The organism is uncultured Candidatus Puniceispirillum sp. (assembly GCF_963979125.1).
Taxonomy (GTDB): Bacteria; Pseudomonadota; Alphaproteobacteria; order Puniceispirillales; family Puniceispirillaceae; genus Puniceispirillum.
The window spans coordinates 1-18,995 of record NZ_CAXBVX010000034.1 but is presented as its reverse complement, the minus strand read 5'-3'; the positions used below and the strand labels follow the sequence as shown (position 1 = coordinate 18,995).

Below are 18,995 nucleotides of genomic sequence, written 5' to 3'. Positions count from 1 at the left end.
CCGCCTGTATTCTGAACTTCCTGCTGAGCCGCTTCCAGCTCGTCAAGGATGGTTCGACAGCGATTAAAAAATCTCTGGCCTGTTTCGTTCAAATACATACGGCGCGTCGAACGCTGAATCAGTGGCGCGCCAAGGCGAAGCTCTAAATCTTTCAGCCGGCGACTGACCGCAGAAACGGCAATACCAAGCCGTTCGCTCGCCTGTGTAAGGCTTCCCGTTTCAACAACAGTTACAAATGCGCGTATTTCTTCAATCTGACTCATAAGTAAACTCTATATTATTTTTCTAAATTTCATAATTATATTTTCACAAATCTTGTCTTCTTTCTAACGCTCGCAACAATTAAATATAAGCAGCCATGAGAGACCTCCCCCCTCTCATGGCGTATCCCCCATTGATTATTGTTTATGTAAAGCCTTAACCCTGTGCTCTGCTTGGTAATGTGCTAATTTATTTGCAATGACATTGGTGGAAAAAAGGGTATCTCATGCATATTGAGCAAAGCTGGCATCACCATCTTGGCAAAATCATGGATGGCAAACAGATGTCACAACTATCTGGATTTCTGGATGCCGAACGCGCCAAAGGCAGACACATATATCCACCCCCAGAATCTATTTTTACGGCTTTTACTCTGACGCCCTTTAATGCGGTCAAAGTCGTTATTATCGGACAGGATCCCTATCACGGCCCCGGACAGGCGCATGGGTTAAGTTTTTCGGTACCAGATGGCGTTAAGATACCCCCATCATTACGTAATATTTTCAAAGAGCTTGTTTCCGATATTGGCTGTCCCGCACCTGTACATGGCAATCTGGAAAGCTGGGCACATCAAGGCGTGCTTTTGCTGAATAACTGTCTGACAGTCGAAAATGGCAAAGCAGGCTCACATCAAGGCAAAGGCTGGGAAGCATTTACCGATGCCGCCATCAGCCAGCTAGCCGAAATCCGCGAACATCTGGTTTTTATCCTATGGGGACGCAAAGCCGCCGAAAAAGGCCATGCGATAGATGCCAGTCGCCATCTTATTGTGACCGCAGCACATCCATCACCACTTTCAGCCTATAATGGGTTCTTTGGTAGCCGCCCTTTTTCGCGCACAAATAGTTATCTCAAAGCGCATGGACAAACCGCTATTGATTGGAACATTAACGAAAGCTAGATATTTGACGCGCATAGATAGATTGATAAGACTAGAAAATATATATTTGTAAAAGGTACAGATTCATGACCCGCACTTTGCTTTGTTTTGGCGACAGTAACACGCATGGCACGCCACCAATGGATAGCATGTCATCTCAAGGCCGGTTTGAACCCGATGTGCGCTGGCCATCAGTTATGCGAACTCAGCTTGCCCCGGGCTGGACTATTATCGAAGAAGGTCATCCCGGGCGCACAACTGTCCATGATGATCCTATCGGTGGCATTCATAAAAATGGCATCCGCATGTTGCCTGCCTTGCTGGAAACACATCGCCCGCTTGATGTTATTGTGATAATGCTGGGCACCAATGATTTGCAGCATCGATTTGGCGTAAATGCTACTGAAATTGCTTTGGCAATTGGCAAGATTGTTGAAATCATCAAGGCTTCACCGTCTGGCATTGACCAGCGCGCGCCCGATATTTTACTGGTTAGCCCGCCACCCGTCATTCAGGCTGGCTGTCTTGCCGACGTGTTTGAAGGTAGCATTGAAAATGCAAATGCGCTTTCTGGTACCATTGCCAATATAGCCAGACAGCATAATGTTCCTTATTTTGATGCAGGCGCACATATTGCCGTATCGCCAATTGATGGTGTGCATTTTGATGCTGAAAGCCATATCACGCTTGGTCACGCGATGGCTCAAGCGGTACGTGAATTGTTTGGCTAATTGATTGTGTCACCCTATTGGACAGGCTAGCTTCAACGGGGATTAGACGCCATCATCAATTCAGGGCATCCATTCAACGTATCCATTCAGAGCATCTATTATGGGGGAACCATTATGTCATCCATTGTTATTCTTGGTATTTTTGTAGCCGATACAGCCTATCGCGCCAAACGCATACCGCTTATTGGTGAAACCATTTTAGGGGAAAGTTTCAATCTCAGCCCTGGTGGCAAAGGATCAAATCAGGCAGTTGCTGCGGCAAAGGCTGGCGCCAATGCACATATGATCACCCGGCTTGGCAAGGATACTTTTGCCGATATGGCACTCGATATATGGCAACAAGCTGGCGTGATACCTGCAATCACACAGCATGATAACAGCTACACAGGTGCCGCCTGCATTTTCATCGAAGCCGACTCTGGCAATAATGCGATTATTGTTACCCCGGGCGTTGCTGGCGAGATTGATAATAGCGACATTGACCGCAATGCAAAGCTAATTGCCGATGCCGATATATTCATTACCCAGCTGGAACAGCCGCTTGATGCGGCCATGTATGGTTTGGCAATGGCACGGAAGAATGGCGTTTGCACATTGCTCAATCCGGCACCAGCCGCCGACCTGCCAGCAGGCATGTTGGCCTTATGCGATTATGTCACTCCAAATGAAACCGAAGCCGAAGGCCTGACGGGTGTCAAAGTCACCTCGGTTGAAAGCGCAATCACCGCCGCCAAAGCTTTGCGTAAGGCTGGTGCAGGCGCTGCCATCATCACACTTGGAGAAAATGGCGCCCTTTATCACGACGCTGACACCACACAACATATGCCTGCCATGCCTTCGGGCAAGGTAATTGAAACCACAGGTGCTGGTGATTCCTTTAACGGCAGTTTTGCAGCCGCTATAGCTGAAGGCATGGTGCCTGTTGAAGCTGTCAGATTCGGATGCGCAGCGGCTGGCATTTCGGTAACACGTGCTGGGGCCGCCAACTCAATGCCAAGCCGCGACGAAATTAACGCACGGCTGGCACAAGGGTAACAATTGATAAATTGACTAACTACCTTGCCCTGCGGGGCTGGGCGCTGATACCGCCGTTGTCATCCAGCAATCTTGATATTCACCATCAGTTACCTTTTCAACAACCCATGAAAAGAACAGAACATTGCCGCCCTTGGTTTCCATCAGCACATCAAATTGCCGCCAGCCCTCGCCTTGCTTGCCCAAAGTGATAGAATGGGTAGCATGGTCAATCATCTCGATATAAGACGGGCTTCGTATCATCTGGGCAAAACGCGGATATGGCCCGGTCATACGCCGATTGACCGGATGCGCAAAAGCCCATGTCTGGCGAATGCCAAAATCACTTTTGGGATTATCATTATTCTGTAACCCGGTTAGTTGAATATCAACAACTTCCAGCGGCGCAATATCGGGATCTGGCATAACAACGTCGTTAGCACTTGCCGATATCATCATGCTGAAATAGCCAAAAATAATGAAAAGAAATAGTCTGAAAAACTTGATCATAAGCACAATATTCCCATTTCAACTATGTCCCCCTCATTATGAGATGGGGAGGATTTTACCAAAATGCAATATTTGGCTTATGCTATCTATTGCCAATAATTAATAGAAAAGAGTTTTATGAAAATTTTCATTCAAGGTGCAGGACGTGGCATCGGCCTTGCTTTTGCCAAACATGCCTTGGCATCACAGCAAGGTGATGACTGGCATATGTTCCTCACCGCCCGCATTCCCGAGGATAGTGACGGCTATAAACAACTACCGCCATCTGCAAACATCACCTGGATTGCAATGGATTATCTGGATCCTGACAGTATTACCAAAGCGGGAATAGAAGCAGCCAAACATACCAACCAGCTTGACCGTGTAATTTCGGTGGCAGGCGTTTTACGTGACCCCAAAGTCAGCCCGGAAAAACGGATCGCTGACCTTGATAGCGCCGCCATGCTTTATGCTTATCAGATTAATGCCATGGGACCGGTTTTACTTGGCAAGGCATTATGGCCACTTATCAAAAGTGAACATCCAACAGTTTTTGCCAGTCTATCTGCACGCGTTGGGTCAATTTCAGATAACCGACTTGGTGGCTGGTATGCCTATCGCGCCAGCAAGGCTGCGCAAAACCAGTTACTGCGCACAATGTCGATCGAACTGGCACGTTACAACCCTTATGCCTGTGTTGCCACCTTGCATCCAGGCACTGTAGATACCGCCTTGTCAAAACCGTTTCAGGCGCATGTGCCAGCCGATAAATTATTCACCGCGGCGCATAGTGCAGAATGTCTGTGGCGTGTAATGGATGGGCTTGGCCCAGACGATAGTGGTGGTTTTTTTGCCTATGATGGCGCGCCTATTGATTACTAGTTTCGGCACGCGCATTGGCAAGACCGCGCAAGGTAATTGGCAATTGCGCTAGCATGAATAACGCGCTTGCAGGTGCCGCAATAAACGTTTTGTAGAATACCCAATCAGCCTCGTCAAAACTACGCCAGACATATTCATTTACTAAAGCAAGGACAAGGAAAAACAATCCCCACCGCAGGCTGAGTGTAAACCATGTTGCGTCATCAAGCGCAAATTGATGTTTAAAGAATTCGCGCATCATGGCGCGGCGCATCAAAAGCCCACCTAGCAAAACGGCTGCAAACAATCCATTGAACAAGGTCGGCTGTATCTTGATAAAAATGTCAGCATCAAGCGCTATTGCCGCCCATGTAAAGCCCGCCGATAGCAGTAATGAAAAAAGCGGAAAGCGGGCAAAACGCCGTTCTTGTAACCAGGCCACAAGCAATACCAGCGCGCCCAACCCAACAGAAATAATCGCTGCGGCGAATAATCCATAAAAACCATATCCAATGAAAAAACCAAGCAAAGGCAGAACTTCAAATAAAAACGCGCCAAGCCTCATGATTGATCATCCAGACCACGCAAGGTGCGGCTAAAATCCAGATCACTAGCCTTGTCAGAAAGCCAAATATTCAAAAAGGCATCGGCAAAATCAGCATCGTTGATCGTTTCGCCCTCAACATCATTCAAATAAAAGGTAATGCTACCGTCGTTATTATGGATAGCTGTTGCACTTTCGCCATCGTTCAAATCACGAAAACTTGCATCCAGAAATGTCTTCCAGATTTTTAATTGCGCTTCATCTGCCTTTGTCTGGCGTTCCATTTCGATCAGCGATCGTTTAACAATTTGCTCTTTTGAGGCATCCACCAGATAACTTAACCGCAACGCAAATGCGCCTTCTGGGTTAAAGCGGCCTTGCGGAGCAAATAATGTGGCGTCATAGACTTTAAACAGAAACACCTTAAAACGGGCTTTGCCAACAATCTCAGCATCAGGCACCAGCCCCGCCCAAGGTTCGGCCAACGCCATTGTCATTGATGCCAGCATCACGGTCACAAACATACTAAGACGCATGACACGCCAGACATTGGTAACGACAAAGCTAAGCAGTGCGTGAGTCACTTTTGACGTCATTCTGGCCATTGTGAAAGATCCAGCGGGCCAACAGCGGCGGCAGCTTGACCGCGCAGAAACACGATTGTGACCGATCCAATTTCAATTCCGTATTTACTGATATAGGCACGGTTGATCGCAACCTCTTCATCCTGTTTGTAAATCCAGTCATCAAAATGCACCTCGACATCCTGACCTGACATATTCAGCACAACATCATATGACCAGTTCATCGTATTACCAGCCACAACACCTGATGCGGTACCAGTAATGTCATCTGCTGTGCCCTGATATTGATAGTGCCCAGCCGCATTCTGTCCGCTATTGGCTATTGTCCATATGCGTTTGGCACGCTCGCCATCATCATATAGAAAATCTTCATCAAGGATCAGATTGTCACCATCAAGCCGACCATCCAGATTGACACGAAATTGGCGGCGTACATTACCAAAACGGTCTTCAAAAATACCATAGGCAACTGTTTGCCCCGCAAAAAACTGCTCCAGCATAAATGCTGGTTGTCGATCAGCAAATTCGGCAACATCCTTTCGCGCACAGGATGACAGTCCCACCATGGCCGTTCCCATGATCGCAAGCGTACAAACCAGCTTCAACAGCGTACTCATAAATCCTGTAAATCGTCCCTTTTTACGACGCATCTCTTTATCCTCCCACACTCTAAACGACACCATTATCAAGATTGGCAAAAAAGGCTTCGGCATCAGCTTTAATCTGCATGACCTTTTCGTCAGCCATTTTATCAAAACTGCGATACATCATGCCAAGGCGTGCATTATGCCCTAATTTTTCACGATTCCGCCCCAGAAAATCCCAATATAGATAATTAAACGGACAGGCATCCTTGCCTGTCTTCGCTGTCACCTTATACGCACAATTTTTACAATAGTTTGACATCCGGTTAATATAGGCACCCCCCGCGGCATAGGGTTTGCTGGCCAAATAGCCGCCATCGGCAAACAATACCATGCCTGACACATTGGGCAATTCCACCCATTCATAGGCATCGGCATACACAACAAGATACCATTCATTGACCATAACGGGGTCAAGTCCAGCCAGCAGAGCAAAGTTTCCAAGCACCATTAACCGCTGAATGTGATGTGCATAGGCATAACGCTCGGTTTGGGCAATCGACTGCTGCATGCAGTTCATCCGCGTGTCACCAGTCCAGAAAAATTCTGGTAACGCCCGTTTAGCCTCAAGATAATTTAATGCCGCATAGCCAGGCATTTTCAGCCAGTAAATGCCTCGTATGAATTCCCGCCATCCTAAAATCTGGCGGATGAATCCTTCAACCGAATTCAGTGGCGCGATGCCATCATGATACGCCTGTTCGACTGCTTTGATAACTTCCAGCGGCGTCAATAATCCTGCATTGAGGTAAAAACCAATATGGCTGTGATACATCCATGGCTCATCCTCGATCATCGCATCTTGAAACTTGCCAAATAATGGCAAGCGTTCATCAATAAATTTTGCCAGCACCGCAAGCGCATCTGTGCGCGTTACGGCAAAATCAAAATCATCCAGACTGCCAAAATGATCCGCGCATCGTGCGGCCACAAGCACCAAAACATCTTTGGTTATATCATCTGGCGGGCAGCGATATGGTGTTGGCACAGCCTGCGTTAAATCAGGCGATTCACGGTTGTCGGCATCATAATTCCATTTACCACCAATCGGGGCATCACCTTGCATCAAAATATCAAAACGCCGCCGCATGTCCCGATAGAAAAAATCCATGCGTAGCTGCTTACGCCCTTCAGCCCAGATACTGAATTCGTCATGCGTACATAGAAACCGGTCATCATCGCGTATCTCGACATCAACATCCAGCACCTGCCGCCATTCATCCATAGCCGCGCGGACACGATATTCACCTGGTGCGGTCAGAATGACTCTGTCTGGGGCAAATAACGTAACCGCCCGCCCAAATTCACCGGTAAAACTGCCAGCATTCTCAGGATCATCAAGCGTCACATAATGTACCCTGATACCTTTTTGGCGTAATTCCTCGGCAAAATGGCGCATTGCCGAAAACAGGAAAGCGACCTTGCGCTTATGATGCCGGACATAGGTGACTTCATCCTGCACCTCACACAACATCACGACATCATTAGCCACATGAATATCACGCAAGCTGGCAAGATCATGCGTCAGCTGGTCAGCCAGAACCAAACGAAGCGCGCCTTTAATACCCTCCATCATGAAGCTCCCATATTCATGAAATCACCCGCGTCGTGGCAAAAGCAGCCAGCGCCGCTTCACGCGATTGCTTTACATCAACAATGGGCTTTGGATAGTCCTTGCCAAGCGTTATACCAGCCACCTGTAATTCTAATGCGGGCGCTTCCCATGGGCTAAATAAGTACTTGTTTGGCAAATTCGCCAGTTCAGGCACAAAGCGGCGTGTATAACTGCCATCAGCATCAAATTTTGTACCTTGCGTTATCGGATTGAACACCCGGAAATAAGGTGCCGCATCAGCACCACAACCGGCAATCCATTGCCAACCAGCACTGTTATTGGCAAGGTCGGCATCAACAAGACAATCCCAGAACCACGCTTCGCCATGATGCCAATGTAATAGTAAATTCTTGACCAGAAATGATCCGACAATCATCCGCACGCGATTATGCATATAGCCTGTTTCCCATAGCTCGCGCATACCAGCATCAATGATTGGATAACCTGTTTGTCCCTGTTGCCAGGCACGCAGGTTTTTGTCATTGCTTTGCCACGGGAAGTTATCAAATTTTGATTGCAGATTTTGCCGTGGCAAATGCGGAAAATGATACAGCAGTGAATGCGAAAATTCACGCCAGCCAAGCTCGGATAAAAACACATCTATATCATTGTCAAAACCAGCCTGATCGCGCGTTTCGATTGCCGCATACCAGGCCATATTGGGCGATATTTCGCCCCAATGCAAATGTGCTGAAAGCCGTGACGTGTTTGGACGTGCTGGAAAATTGCGGCCATCCTTATAGCCTTTCAGCCCGGCATCGATAAAATCATAAAGCCGGGCTAACGCTGCCGCCTCACCAATCTGCCAATGGGGTGCCATTTTCAATCCCCAATCACGATCAGGAAGCAGACCAAGCGCATCAATCGACAATGACTGGTCAGGTACGGGAACCAGCTTCATGGTCTCGGGTTTGGCCAGCGGTAAACGGGGTGGTGCCGCATTAAGGCATCCGCGCCGATAAAATGGTGTAAAGACACGATACGGCGTGCCATCTCCTTTTAAAACTGTCCACGGTTCCCATAATAAAGATCCATTAAAACTTTCAACCTGAATATTGTTATTTGTCAGATTTGTTTTCAGAACTTTGTCGCGGGCTATGCGCCATGGCTCATAACAACGGTTCCAGAACACACCCGATGCACCAACCTTGGCAACAAGCTTGGGAATAATATCAACAGGGTCACCGCGCATCACACATAAGTTGCCATCCAGCGATTTGTTCAGCGCCGTCAACGCATGATGAAGCCACCATCGTCCAGCCGCACCTGTTTTATGCTCACCAGCATTATCATCATCAAGAATAAATAACGGCAGAACATCACCAGCCTGCACCGCGGCAACCAGAGACGGATTATCTGCCAGCCGTAAATCTTGTCGAAACCAGTGAATATTGATAGATGACGCCATAGTAACTCTTTTCTAAAACCCGTATGAACACGTCTAATATGTAAGATCAAAAGAATACGAAACAACGTGTCTCGATACTTTGGCGCGGCGCGGCATCGGCGGCGGCTGATGGATCATCAAAAGCACTATGGATTGTAAAGCGCGCCCTGCCATCAGTTGCCGAGTCATAGGTTTTGATCAATGCTACCTCATTCATCGTCATTGCCGGAAAGTAAAACCAGCAATGTTTGGGATTGTGCAAGGCATATTGAATTTCGCCAATGCGATCACTTGAAAGCCGTTTTATTGGCACCAGATCGTCAATGGCAACACTTGTTGAGTCGCAAAAGGCCATTGGAAAGGTTTCAACCGAACCAACGATTGATCGCCATACATTAACAATCGCAAAGCGTTTCTGAAGCCGGGCTTCAGCCTGATCAGGCAAAAGATCACGAAGCCTTTGCGGTGCTGAAAAGTCTGTATAATCATTATGGATAACTGATGCTGGTTCTCGCGACTTGACTGCTTTACGTAAATTGTCTGATGCTGCCCGGCGTGTATGATCGAAAATATGCACCTGATCCGCGCCCGTGACTGTGCGCACCAGATCCTTGACTTCGGCTTCGTAAATGTCATTGACCAACAGATCATCATAAAAATCACTGACGGCACTAGGCTGGGCGACAAGCTGAAACCCTTCGCGATCAATATGAAAATTATGACCCCGCCCATTCGCAATTTCGACATCGACGATATTATATTCGCCAGGATGCGTTGCGGCCACTCCGCCTGCCTGTGATGCAACAAATTCTGCTACTGACTCGCGTGACGCAATATATTGCAACGGGGCTATTACTGACATCCGTTCCACATCAAATTCCAGACATAACGTTAAAACCTATCTATCTTCACCATAGGTAATCGCTTTGTCAAAGTAGCAATTAAGATTAGAATATAGTTTCCATACAAATACACCCCTTCAGAAGGCGGGCATTGATGCACGCATTTAACAGACTATCAACCGAATGGCAGGCAACATTGCTGATGCTTGTGGCCATGTTGCTATTCACGGTCATGGGGGTATTTATTCGGCTGGCGTCACAAGTGATTCCGGTTATGGAAGTGGTGTTTTTCCGTAACTTCCTTGGTGCGTTAATCCTTTTACCTCTGATTATGCGATCCGGCATAAAGACGATCAAAATGGTACGTCCAAGCCTGTTTATATATCGAGGCATGATTAATTTTGTGGGTATGGCTGCCGGATTTACCGCCGTGACCTTAATTCCCCTTGCCGAAGCCACAGCACTCAATTTTACCTGCCCACTTTTTATTACCCTTGGCGCAGCTATGTTTCTGGGCGAGGTCATCCGCATTCGGCGGATCATCGCAATCATTGTCGGTTTTTGTGGAACATTACTAATCTTACAACCTGGCATTAGCGATATATCAGTTGGTGCCATGCTTGCATTGGTTGGCGCTTTATCTGTTGCAGGCGCCAGCCTGTTGGTCAAAAAGATGACTGAAACCGAGTCTGTAAATGCCATTGTTATGTGGATGGTTGCTATTCAGGCACCAATATCATTTGTGCCGGCCTTCTTCGTCTGGCAATGGCCCGATATGTATGGATGGTATCTTCTGATCAGCCTGACTTTGGCGGCAACAATTGCACATATATGTTTTACCCGCGCTTGTGTGCTTGTCGAAATAACCAGCTTGCAGCATCTCGAATTTATAAAACTACCTTTTGCCGCGTTGATTGCTTGGTTTATCTTCAGCGAAGTCCCAGATATTTGGACATGGATAGGTGGCGCCGTAATTTTTCTATCAACTGCCTATATAACGCATCGTGAATCACAGGCACATAGATCATTGCGGCCTAATCACGGCATCAAAGAAAGCAAACTATAGGCGTTTCATAGCCTAATCAGCCGTTTCGACATCCCAATATAGCGGCACGCCACAGTCAAAAATCGTAACATTGCCTTCGGGTGTCTTACGTGCATCTGGATATATCACCGGATCATCACGGCGTATCAGATTAATATACGTATCATTGGGTGCCAGCTGATAAAAGGCTGGACCATTCAACGACGCAAAAGCCTCAAGATGCGCCAGCGCGTCTGCCTGTTCAAAAATATGTGCAAGACATGACATCGTATTCGGCGCGGTATAGATGCCAGCACATCCGCATGCTGATAATTTGGCAGCATCCAGATGCGGCGCGCTATCCGTCCCCAGAAAGAATGAAGCCGAGCCTGAGGTGGCAGCCGCAATAAGCGCGCGACGGTGCGTTTCCCGCTTGGCAACAGGCAAACAATAATTATGTGGACGTATCCCGCCAACCAGAATGTCATTACGGTTGATGAACAAATGATGTGTCGTGATTGTTGCGGCAATATTATCGCCACCATCAGTCACATAATCGACGCCTTCACTTGTCGTCACATGCTCAAGCACGACACGCAATGTCGGCACTCGTGCCCGAAGTGGCGATAGAACACGTTCAATGAAAACCGCCTCGCGATCAAATATATCGACTTCTTTATCAGTTACCTCACCATGCACACATAATGGCAAGCCAATGTCGGCCATGCGTTCCAATACCGGCATCACCTTGTCAAAGTCACGTACACCCGACGCCGAATTGGTTGTTGCCCCTGCTGGATATAATTTAACCGCATGCACAAGGCCAGCCTCAGCCGCCAACGCCACATCATCTGGATTGGTTGTTTCTGTCAGATAGAGCGTCATCAATGGTGCAAAATCAGCATGAAGCGGACACGCCGCCATAATACGATCACGATAGGCCGCAGCATCTTTTGCTGTCACCACAGGCGGCACCAGATTGGGCATAATGATCGCGCGGCCAAAATGCCGTGTTGTATCCGCGATCACCGCCTGTAGCATATCACCATCGCGCAGATGTAAATGCCAGTCATCAGGGCGGCGGATTGTCAATTTGGTCTGCATGGTAAATGGCTCACTTAACTAGACATATGCTTAATAAATATCGATCCAACATTGTGGCTGGATGCCCTTAACGCTAGACATTCAGCAATAGATATTCACGTTCCCACGGGCTGATAACTTCCAAGAATTCATCAGCTTCGGCACGTTTGACCTCGACGAATAATTTGACAAATTCTTCACCAAGCACTGGATGCAATGCCTTGGCCTTTTCCAGCACATCAAGTGCTACGTCAAGATTTTTGGGCAGCGTTTCAAGCCCCTCACCACTCACATTACGCGGCTTTGTCGGCCGCCTTTCTTCCTGCAAACCAAGCCATATAGATGCCAGCGTCGCGGCGATCGCCAGATATGGATTTGCATCAGCACCGGGAATACGGTTTTCGATCCGCCGATTGGCCTGTTCGCCAAATGGAACACGCAAGCCAACAGTACGGTTATCAACACCCCATGCCAAATTCGCTGGCGAGTCCTCGGCACCTGTTCGGCGCCTATATGAATTTACATAAGGTGCCATCAAGGCCATGGCGCCAACCAGATAACGTTGCATGCCAGCCAGCGCATAATAAAAGGCGTCACTATCTGACCCGTCATCATTCACAAAAATATTCTTGCCCGTTTTCTTGTTCTTGATTGAGCTATGAATATGCATCGAACTGCCTGGCTGATCCTGCATCGGCTTGGCCATAAAGGTTGCGTGAACATTGTGATTAAGTGCGGTCTGGCGCACCGTACGTTTGAACAGAAACGCCTGATCTGCCAACTCCAAAGCATCGCCATGATTGAAATTTATTTCCATCTGGGCGGCACCCGATTCATGGCTCAGCGTATCAACATCAAGCCCCTGCGCTTCGCAATGGTCATAGATTTCTTCAAAAAGCGGATCAAATTCGTTAACCGCATCAATCCCATAGGCCTGTTTGGCCTTTTCAGCGCGCCCCGAACGCCCTGTTGGGGTAACCAGCGGGTTATTCGCATCAGCGCTTTGTTCGACCAGAAAAAATTCCAGCTCAGGTGCAATAACCGGTTTTAGACCTGCCTTGTCAAACAGGTTCATCACATTCTTGAGCACCGCACGCGGCGCAAAGGCGACCTCATCTCCATCGGTATTAGCAGCATCATGAATCACCTGCGCTGTTGGCTCACTATACCATGGCACAAGCCGACAGGTTGATTGATCTGGGATCAGAATGACATCGCTACCAATTTCATTGAGAACTTCGCTATCGTGATATTCACCTGTCACTGACTGCCCAAATACATATTCAGGCAAGCGCAACCCACCCGTTTCCAGAGCCGAAACAAATTTCTGAACAGGCAGAATTTTACCCCGCGGAATACCAGAAATATCACTTACCAGACATTCTACTTCGGTGATTGACTGTTCTTTCAGCCATTTTTTCATGTCAAAACTCATAAGATCTCCTGCGATCTAATTTTGTCTGCCGCATATCATTTCAAATTGTGCTTGATCAGCTGATTCCCAGATCTTCAGCGGTTTTGTCCAATGCAAGGGTGGCGATATTGACCATCTTGTCAATATCCTGTGTGGTAAAAGTCAGTGGCGGTGACATAATCATGCCATCACGCACAGCCCGCATCATCATCCCATGCGCAATCGCATGATCACGGCACAGCGCACCAGCCTTGCCAACCTCTTCAAACATCGTCGGACCGTCTTTGCTTTTGACTAGCTCGATTGCACCAAGCAGCCCATAAGAACGCACCTCGCCCACAATCGGATGATCGGCAAGCCGTGCCAAAGCAGACGCTAGATAAGGCCCCGTTTCATCACGAACACGCGGTACCAGACCCAGCTCTTCAATAAGATCAAGATTGGCAAGCGCCACCGCCGATGCCACCGGATGCCCCGAATAGGTAAAGCCATGATAGAATTCACCACCATCGGCGATCAGTCGTGACGCGACACGATCACCAACCATAACCGCCGACATTGGCACATAACCCGACGTCAGGCCTTTGGCCAGCGTCATCATATCGGGTACAAGACCCATGGCCTGACTGGCAAACCAATGACCTGTCCGCCCAAAGCCGGTAATGACCTCATCCACGATAAACAGAATATCATGCCGCTTACAGATAGCCTGAATATGATCAAAATAACCTGCAGGCGGAATAATCACACCACCCGCGCCCTGAATGGGTTCGGCAATAAAGGCCGCAACATTCTCCGCACCGACTTCGACAATCTTGTCTTCTAGCAAGGATGCCGAATGGGCGGCAAATTCAGCCTCGTTACTATTACCCTGATATAAAAAGGCATAGGGCGGGCGAATATGTTCAAAATCGGGTTGATCGGCGGCCTGACGGTGCATATCCACCATGCCGCCCATACTTGCGGCCATGATCGTGCTGCCATGATAACCATAGGTGCGCCCAATGATCTTGCGCTTTGCAGGCATGCCCTCCAGCGCCCAGAAATGCCGCACCATACGAATGATCGTATCATTCGCCTCAGACCCCGAATTTGCATAAAACACATTATTCAAGCCAGCTGGCGTAATCTCGGCAAGTCGTTTTGACAAGGCCGCAACTGGCTGGTTTGTCGTCTTAAAAAAATTATTATAATAGGGAAGTTTACGCATTTGTTCGGTTGCCGCATCAACTAGGCTTTGCTGACCATAACCAACATTCACACACCATAGGCCTGCCATCGCATCAAAAATGCGGTTGCCATCGCTATCATATATATAATGGCCATCGGCATGGGTGATAACGCGCGCGCCATGTTCGCGAATTTCGGCATAATCGGTAAATGGTGCAAGATGGTGCGCCGCATCCATCTGCTGCCACATGCCGGAAGTCAAATTATCCTGTTTCATCAGTCACCTGAATTCATGTTATAGATGTCACATAATCTCTCACCAGGTACTGACACAATACGACTTGGAGACTTGCTTTCACCTTAGTGCCCGGATTACGTTAGAATAACATTACGCTGGATAAAATTCATAAGCAATCATAAGAGCTTAACAAATTTCACAAGGTCCTATCCTACATGACCGTACTTGACTCGATCTATGCAGATGAAATTGGGACGCGCAACGTCAATCCGCGGCTAGATACGGATCTAACGTGCGACATTGCCATTATTGGTGGTGGTTTGACCGGTATTTCGACAGCATTGACATTAGCCGAACGCGGCTATGATGTTGCATTATTTGAAGCTCAGGAACTGGGAACTGGCGGTTCAGGGCGAAATGGTGGCCATGTATGTCAGGGTTGGCCAAATGATTTTCATCATATCAGCCGCCAACTATCATCAAGCGATGCCGATCTTGCATGGAACGCGGGGATGGGCGCAGTTGATCTGCTGAAACGGAATGTTGCAAAATACAAAATTGATTGCGATTTACGTTTCGGTTATCTGCACGCGGCCTTGCATAAAGGGCAAATGCGCGATCTGGACATCATGCAAAATGAATGGGAAGCGCGCGGTTATAATCATTTTACCCGCCTTGATAGCCCTGCTTCGCTTGCAAAGCATATCGGTTCGAACGCCTATGTTGGTGCCTTGCATGACAGCGGTTGTGGTCATATCCAGCCGTTGAAATATCTGCTTGGGCTGGCCATTGCGGCACAGGCGGCTGGCGTGCGCATATTTGAAAACACACCCATCACCAGCATTGTTACAAAGCCAGAAAAATCCCTCACCACAGATGATGGCAAGACCATCCTGCCTAACATAATTGTCCTGTGCGGCAATGCCTATCTTGGCGATCTGGCACCGTCACCGATGCGCCATAGGCTGGCACATGTGACCTCATCAATTCTGGCAACCAAACCGTTATCCGACAATATGATAAAGGCACTGTTACCCACTGGCGTAGCCGTTGCCGATTGTAATGCCGCGCTTAATTATTACCGGATTGATGCGAATGGCCGCATGATCTTTGGCGGGCGCGCCAGCTATACCAATGTGCAGATTGGCAATTTAGAGCATGATCTGCGTCGCCGTATGGAAGCTGTTTTCCCAATGCTATCTGGTGTTGATCTTGACCGGATATGGTCAGGCAAGATCGGCATTACGGTGAACCGCATTCCGCATTTTGGCCGCACCAATGACGATGTCTATTTTGTACAGGGCTTTTCGGGGCATGGTGTTGCCCTGACTGGACAGGCAGGTCATATCATTGCCGATGCCATCAGCGGCAATGGCGCTGTTTTTGACGTGATGACGCAACTCAGGCATCTGCCATTTCCCGGCGGCATATTGCGGACACCGGCGCTGGCGCTTGGCATGGCTTGGTACAAATTACGTGACCGTCTGAAACTTTAAAACGCTCCAGATTGAGCAATATTCTTGCTCTTAAAATACATTTTACAGTCGCCCAACCGGATGTGTTTGCGCACCTTGCTTTTTGGCCAAAACCGCAAGCCAGTTATAGGCCATTGTTGCTGCCGCAATCGCTGTTATTTCGGCATGATCATAGGCAGGCGCAACTTCGACCAGATCCATACCTACAAGATTAAGCGATTCAAGACCACGGATGAATTCCATCCCCTGCCAGCTGGCCAGCCCCCCCGAAACGGGCGTACCTGTTCCTGGCGCAAAAGCAGGGTCAAGCCCGTCAATATCAAAAGACAGATAGACTGGATTATGACCAGCGCGTTCTTTCACAATCTCAATCGCGGCATCAATGCCATTGCGATGAATCCATGGGCTGGTCAGAATGTCAAAACCACAATCGCTGTCATTATAGGTACGTAAGCCAACCTGCGTTGATGTGCTGGCATCAACGATACCTTCATTCACAGCGCGGTCAAACATGGTGCCATGATCAAAGCGGACACCGTCATCCGGCCATGTATCACAATGCGCATCAAATTGTACCAGCGTGATGGGGCCATGAATCTTGGCATGTGCCTTTAATAACGGATAGGCAACCGAATGATCGCCACCAAGGCTGAGCATCTTGGCACCTGATGCCAGAATATGATCGGCATGCGCTTCGATTGTATCAAAGATCGTCAGGGGCATATGCGGATCAAGGTAACAATCTCCATAATCAATCACCGACAATGTCTCGAACGGATCAAAGCCATATGGGAAATGCTTTAGCTCGGATAGCTGTGCGCCGCCTGCCCGTATCGCGCGCGGGCCAAGCCGACATCCCGAACGATAGGTAACAGCGTTATCATAGGGGATGCCGCTAACAACAACATCTACACCGTTCAATGACCGGCTGTATTTACGCCGTAAAAAGCTGAGCGCACCAGCATAGGTCATTTCCGTCCACATTTCGGTTTCGTTGGTAACGCGAAACGCCTGATCACCTTTTTCATCACTCATAGTCTGCTCCTGTAAATCCATTCATCGGCCTGGCCAAACGCATCCTTATTCCGTTTTATTGGCAAGCCGTCGATGCATAATGATACTGGCACTAATCACGCTGATGGCAACAACAGCAATCATCATTGTTGCAAGTGCGTTAATTTCAGGTGTCACACCAAGGCGCACTTTGGCAAACACAACAATCGGCAAGGTCGAGCTTCCGGGACCACTTACAAAACTGGCAATCACCAGATCATCAAAACTAAGGGTAAAAGCCAAAAGCCATGCCGCGATCACCGCTGGCGCAATGATCGGCAAGGTAATCGATAAAAAGATAAAAGGCTGACGTGCGCCCAGATCACAGGCGGCATCTTCAAGCGCCTGGTCAAAATCGCGCAACCGCGCCTGAATAACAACCGCGGCAAAACACATGCCAAAGGTGGCATGGGCAATAATGATCGTGTCGATCCCACGTCCTGATGGCCAGCCAAACATCGCCTCCATTGCAATAAACAACAACAGCATCGACAGACCAGTCACAACTTCGGGCATAACCAAAGGCGCACTTGCCAGCGCACTTAACCCTAAACGAAAGCGAAAATTGCCAAACCGGACAAATGCAATGGCAATCAAAATACCGAAAATAGTCGATATATTTGCAGCCCAGAAAGCGACCCAGAGCGACTTACCAAAGGCAGATAGCAACTGGTCATTATGTAGCAGGCTGGCATACCATTTGGTTGAAAAGCCTGCCCAGACTGACACCAACTTACCAGCATTAAAGCTATAGGCGATCATCACCGTTATGGGCAGATATAACAGCCCAAAACCAAGCACACCCATTGTCAATGATAGCCATCCAATGCCTTGTTTCATGACGATGCGTCCCCCAGCTTATGCGCTTCGGCTTCATCCTGACGGCCATCCTGATAACGCGCATAGATAATCGGCACAGTCAGAATGGCAATCAGAAGCATGGCAAGCGATGCTGCCACAGGCCAATCACGATTGCGGAAAAACTCGGTCCACAGAACTTTGCCGATCATCAGCTGATCGGGGCCACCCAGCAAAGCGGGCACAACAAATTCACCAACAGCAGGAATAAATACCAACAGACTACCCGCGATAATACCTGGCACGGTCAAAGGCAAAATGACTGTGGCAAAGATATGAAACCGCGATCCACCAAGATCGGCTGCCGCTTCGATCAAGTCACCATCCAGCCTTACCATCGTTGCGTAAAGTGGCAAAATCATCAGTGGCAAATAGGTCAATACCATGCCCATATAGATCGAAAAATCAGTCTGCATCATGCCAATCGGCTGATCAATCAGCCCAATATACATAAGCACACTATTGATAAATCCGTTGGGGTTCAAAAGGCCAATCAGCGCATAAAGCCGCAACAGGCTTGAGGTCCAGAATGGTAACATCACCAAAACCAGCAATATTGTCCGCATACGTGCGCTTGACCGCGCAATCCACCACGCCATCGGATAGGCAAACAGCAGACATACCAGCGTCGCAAAAAAGGCCAGCCGCACCGAATTCGCTGCTGGCCCCAGATAATCCTGCCAATATTCAAATAGCAAAGCGTAATTTTCGAGATTGAAATTCGTGAAAAAAGCACCATCCTCAAAACCCCATAAAGGGGCATAGGGGGGTACGCTACGGCGGGCTGTGGTAAAGGAAACCTGAACAGTTTCGACCAAAGGCATCAGG

Annotated in this window: 20 protein-coding genes; 6 read left to right on the top strand and 14 right to left on the bottom strand. The window is 48.3% G+C overall.

Annotated elements, in window-relative coordinates:
* On the bottom strand, positions 1-263 hold a 263-nt coding region (locus ABNT28_RS05210), incomplete at its 3' end, for a LysR family transcriptional regulator (protein WP_348721126.1).
* Between the two features lie 224 nt (positions 264-487).
* Between ABNT28_RS05210 and ung the strand changes: the two genes are divergently transcribed.
* From ung to rbsK, 3 genes are all read left to right on the top strand, one after another.
* Entirely contained in the window at positions 488-1,162 is a 675-nt protein-coding gene (gene ung / locus ABNT28_RS05205; RefSeq protein WP_348721125.1) for a uracil-DNA glycosylase, read from the top strand.
* Positions 1,163-1,227: 65 nt separating this feature from the next.
* Entirely contained in the window at positions 1,228-1,872 is a 645-nt protein-coding gene (locus ABNT28_RS05200) for an SGNH/GDSL hydrolase family protein (RefSeq protein ID WP_332923676.1), read from the top strand.
* Between the two features lie 114 nt (positions 1,873-1,986).
* Positions 1,987-2,907, top strand: a complete 921-nt coding sequence (gene rbsK, locus ABNT28_RS05195) for a ribokinase (protein ID WP_332923677.1) — start codon at positions 1,987-1,989, stop codon at positions 2,905-2,907.
* A gap of 15 nt (positions 2,908-2,922) precedes the next feature.
* Here the strand turns inward: rbsK and ABNT28_RS05190 are convergent, their stop codons facing one another.
* Complete coding sequence (locus ABNT28_RS05190; protein ID WP_348721124.1) at positions 2,923-3,396, bottom strand: hypothetical protein; 474 nt, start codon at positions 3,394-3,396, stop codon at positions 2,923-2,925.
* Between the two features lie 117 nt (positions 3,397-3,513).
* Between ABNT28_RS05190 and ABNT28_RS05185 the strand changes: the two genes are divergently transcribed.
* Entirely contained in the window at positions 3,514-4,257 is a 744-nt protein-coding gene (locus ABNT28_RS05185; protein WP_348721123.1) for an SDR family NAD(P)-dependent oxidoreductase, read from the top strand.
* On the opposite strand, the gene ABNT28_RS05180 is transcribed toward ABNT28_RS05185, so the two are convergent.
* The 6 genes from ABNT28_RS05180 to ABNT28_RS05155 are packed head-to-tail and all read right to left on the bottom strand — an operon-like array spanning position 4,244 to position 9,872.
* Positions 4,244-4,801 (bottom strand): septation protein IspZ, encoded by a 558-nt coding sequence (locus ABNT28_RS05180; RefSeq protein ID WP_332923680.1) that lies wholly within the window; start codon positions 4,799-4,801, stop codon positions 4,244-4,246. The two genes, ABNT28_RS05185 and ABNT28_RS05180, sit on opposite strands and share 14 nt — an antisense overlap.
* A complete protein-coding gene (locus ABNT28_RS05175) occupies positions 4,798-5,385 on the bottom strand; it encodes a chalcone isomerase family protein (RefSeq protein ID WP_348721122.1) in 588 nt (195 codons plus the stop codon). The genes ABNT28_RS05180 and ABNT28_RS05175 overlap by 4 nt, the downstream gene beginning before the upstream one ends.
* On the bottom strand, positions 5,373-6,014 hold the full coding sequence (locus ABNT28_RS05170; protein ID WP_332923682.1) for a DUF3833 domain-containing protein: 642 nt from the start codon (positions 6,012-6,014) through the stop codon (positions 5,373-5,375). Before ABNT28_RS05170 ends, ABNT28_RS05175 begins: the two co-directional genes overlap by 13 nt.
* Positions 6,015-6,033: 19 nt before the next feature.
* Positions 6,034-7,581, bottom strand: coding sequence for a cryptochrome/photolyase family protein (locus ABNT28_RS05165; protein WP_348721121.1), 1,548 nt, complete (start codon positions 7,579-7,581; stop codon positions 6,034-6,036).
* 16 nt (positions 7,582-7,597) lie between these two features.
* Positions 7,598-9,031: a deoxyribodipyrimidine photo-lyase gene (locus ABNT28_RS05160; RefSeq protein WP_332924050.1), complete on the bottom strand. Its 1,434-nt coding sequence runs from the start codon at positions 9,029-9,031 to the stop codon at positions 7,598-7,600.
* Between the two features lie 46 nt (positions 9,032-9,077).
* The gene (locus ABNT28_RS05155) at positions 9,078-9,872 is read right to left on the bottom strand and encodes a CmcJ/NvfI family oxidoreductase (protein ID WP_332924051.1); all 795 of its coding nucleotides are present in this window, start codon (positions 9,870-9,872) and stop codon (positions 9,078-9,080) included.
* A gap of 134 nt (positions 9,873-10,006) precedes the next feature.
* On the opposite strand from ABNT28_RS05155, the gene ABNT28_RS05150 reads away from it, so the two are divergent.
* The gene (locus tag ABNT28_RS05150; protein WP_332924052.1) at positions 10,007-10,918 is read left to right on the top strand and encodes a DMT family transporter; all 912 of its coding nucleotides are present in this window, start codon (positions 10,007-10,009) and stop codon (positions 10,916-10,918) included.
* A gap of 12 nt (positions 10,919-10,930) precedes the next feature.
* Here the strand turns inward: ABNT28_RS05150 and pyrC are convergent, their stop codons facing one another.
* From pyrC to ABNT28_RS05135, 3 genes are all read right to left on the bottom strand, one after another.
* On the bottom strand, positions 10,931-11,980 hold the full coding sequence (gene pyrC, locus ABNT28_RS05145; RefSeq protein WP_332924053.1) for a dihydroorotase: 1,050 nt from the start codon (positions 11,978-11,980) through the stop codon (positions 10,931-10,933).
* A gap of 73 nt (positions 11,981-12,053) precedes the next feature.
* Positions 12,054-13,394, bottom strand: coding sequence for a glutamine synthetase family protein (locus tag ABNT28_RS05140; RefSeq protein ID WP_348721120.1), 1,341 nt, complete (start codon positions 13,392-13,394; stop codon positions 12,054-12,056).
* A gap of 55 nt (positions 13,395-13,449) precedes the next feature.
* Positions 13,450-14,820 (bottom strand): aspartate aminotransferase family protein, encoded by a 1,371-nt coding sequence (locus ABNT28_RS05135; RefSeq protein ID WP_332925260.1) that lies wholly within the window; start codon positions 14,818-14,820, stop codon positions 13,450-13,452.
* A 176-nt stretch (positions 14,821-14,996) separates the two neighbouring features.
* Here ABNT28_RS05135 and ABNT28_RS05130 point away from each other — a divergent pair, with 176 nt between their 5' ends.
* Positions 14,997-16,277 (top strand): FAD-binding oxidoreductase, encoded by a 1,281-nt coding sequence (locus ABNT28_RS05130; RefSeq protein WP_348721119.1) that lies wholly within the window; start codon positions 14,997-14,999, stop codon positions 16,275-16,277.
* Positions 16,278-16,319: 42 nt separating this feature from the next.
* Here ABNT28_RS05130 and speB read toward each other — a convergent pair whose 3' ends face one another.
* From speB to ABNT28_RS05115, 3 genes are read right to left on the bottom strand one after another with little or no spacing between them, the layout of a single operon-like run.
* On the bottom strand, positions 16,320-17,291 hold the full coding sequence (speB, locus tag ABNT28_RS05125; RefSeq protein WP_332925262.1) for an agmatinase: 972 nt from the start codon (positions 17,289-17,291) through the stop codon (positions 16,320-16,322).
* Positions 17,292-17,336: 45 nt separating this feature from the next.
* Positions 17,337-18,149: an ABC transporter permease subunit gene (locus ABNT28_RS05120; protein ID WP_332925263.1), complete on the bottom strand. Its 813-nt coding sequence runs from the start codon at positions 18,147-18,149 to the stop codon at positions 17,337-17,339.
* Complete coding sequence (locus tag ABNT28_RS05115) at positions 18,146-18,994, bottom strand: ABC transporter permease subunit (protein WP_332925264.1); 849 nt, start codon at positions 18,992-18,994, stop codon at positions 18,146-18,148. Before ABNT28_RS05115 ends, ABNT28_RS05120 begins: the two co-directional genes overlap by 4 nt.
* Position 18,995 lies beyond the last annotated feature (1 nt).

Coding starts and splice junctions, on each gene's coding strand:
- ABNT28_RS05170 (WP_332923682.1), bottom strand. CDS start 6,014: ATGCGTCGTAAAAAGGGACGATTTACAGGATTTATGAGTACGCTGTTG.
- ABNT28_RS05200 (WP_332923676.1), top strand. CDS start 1,228: ATGACCCGCACTTTGCTTTGTTTTGGCGACAGTAACACGCATGGCACG.
- ABNT28_RS05130 (WP_348721119.1), top strand. CDS start 14,997: ATGACCGTACTTGACTCGATCTATGCAGATGAAATTGGGACGCGCAAC.
- ABNT28_RS05185 (WP_348721123.1), top strand. CDS start 3,514: ATGAAAATTTTCATTCAAGGTGCAGGACGTGGCATCGGCCTTGCTTTT.
- ABNT28_RS05155 (WP_332924051.1), bottom strand. CDS start 9,872: ATGTCAGTAATAGCCCCGTTGCAATATATTGCGTCACGCGAGTCAGTA.
- speB (WP_332925262.1), bottom strand. CDS start 17,291: ATGAGTGATGAAAAAGGTGATCAGGCGTTTCGCGTTACCAACGAAACC.
- ABNT28_RS05140 (WP_348721120.1), bottom strand. CDS start 13,394: ATGAGTTTTGACATGAAAAAATGGCTGAAAGAACAGTCAATCACCGAA.
- ABNT28_RS05120 (WP_332925263.1), bottom strand. CDS start 18,149: ATGAAACAAGGCATTGGATGGCTATCATTGACAATGGGTGTGCTTGGT.
- ABNT28_RS05165 (WP_348721121.1), bottom strand. CDS start 7,581: ATGGAGGGTATTAAAGGCGCGCTTCGTTTGGTTCTGGCTGACCAGCTG.
- ABNT28_RS05175 (WP_348721122.1), bottom strand. CDS start 5,385: ATGGCCAGAATGACGTCAAAAGTGACTCACGCACTGCTTAGCTTTGTC.
- ABNT28_RS05190 (WP_348721124.1), bottom strand. CDS start 3,396: ATGATCAAGTTTTTCAGACTATTTCTTTTCATTATTTTTGGCTATTTC.
- rbsK (WP_332923677.1), top strand. CDS start 1,987: ATGTCATCCATTGTTATTCTTGGTATTTTTGTAGCCGATACAGCCTAT.
- ABNT28_RS05180 (WP_332923680.1), bottom strand. CDS start 4,801: ATGAGGCTTGGCGCGTTTTTATTTGAAGTTCTGCCTTTGCTTGGTTTT.
- ABNT28_RS05160 (WP_332924050.1), bottom strand. CDS start 9,031: ATGGCGTCATCTATCAATATTCACTGGTTTCGACAAGATTTACGGCTG.
- ung (WP_348721125.1), top strand. CDS start 488: ATGCATATTGAGCAAAGCTGGCATCACCATCTTGGCAAAATCATGGAT.
- pyrC (WP_332924053.1), bottom strand. CDS start 11,980: ATGCAGACCAAATTGACAATCCGCCGCCCTGATGACTGGCATTTACAT.
- ABNT28_RS05150 (WP_332924052.1), top strand. CDS start 10,007: ATGCACGCATTTAACAGACTATCAACCGAATGGCAGGCAACATTGCTG.
- ABNT28_RS05135 (WP_332925260.1), bottom strand. CDS start 14,820: ATGAAACAGGATAATTTGACTTCCGGCATGTGGCAGCAGATGGATGCG.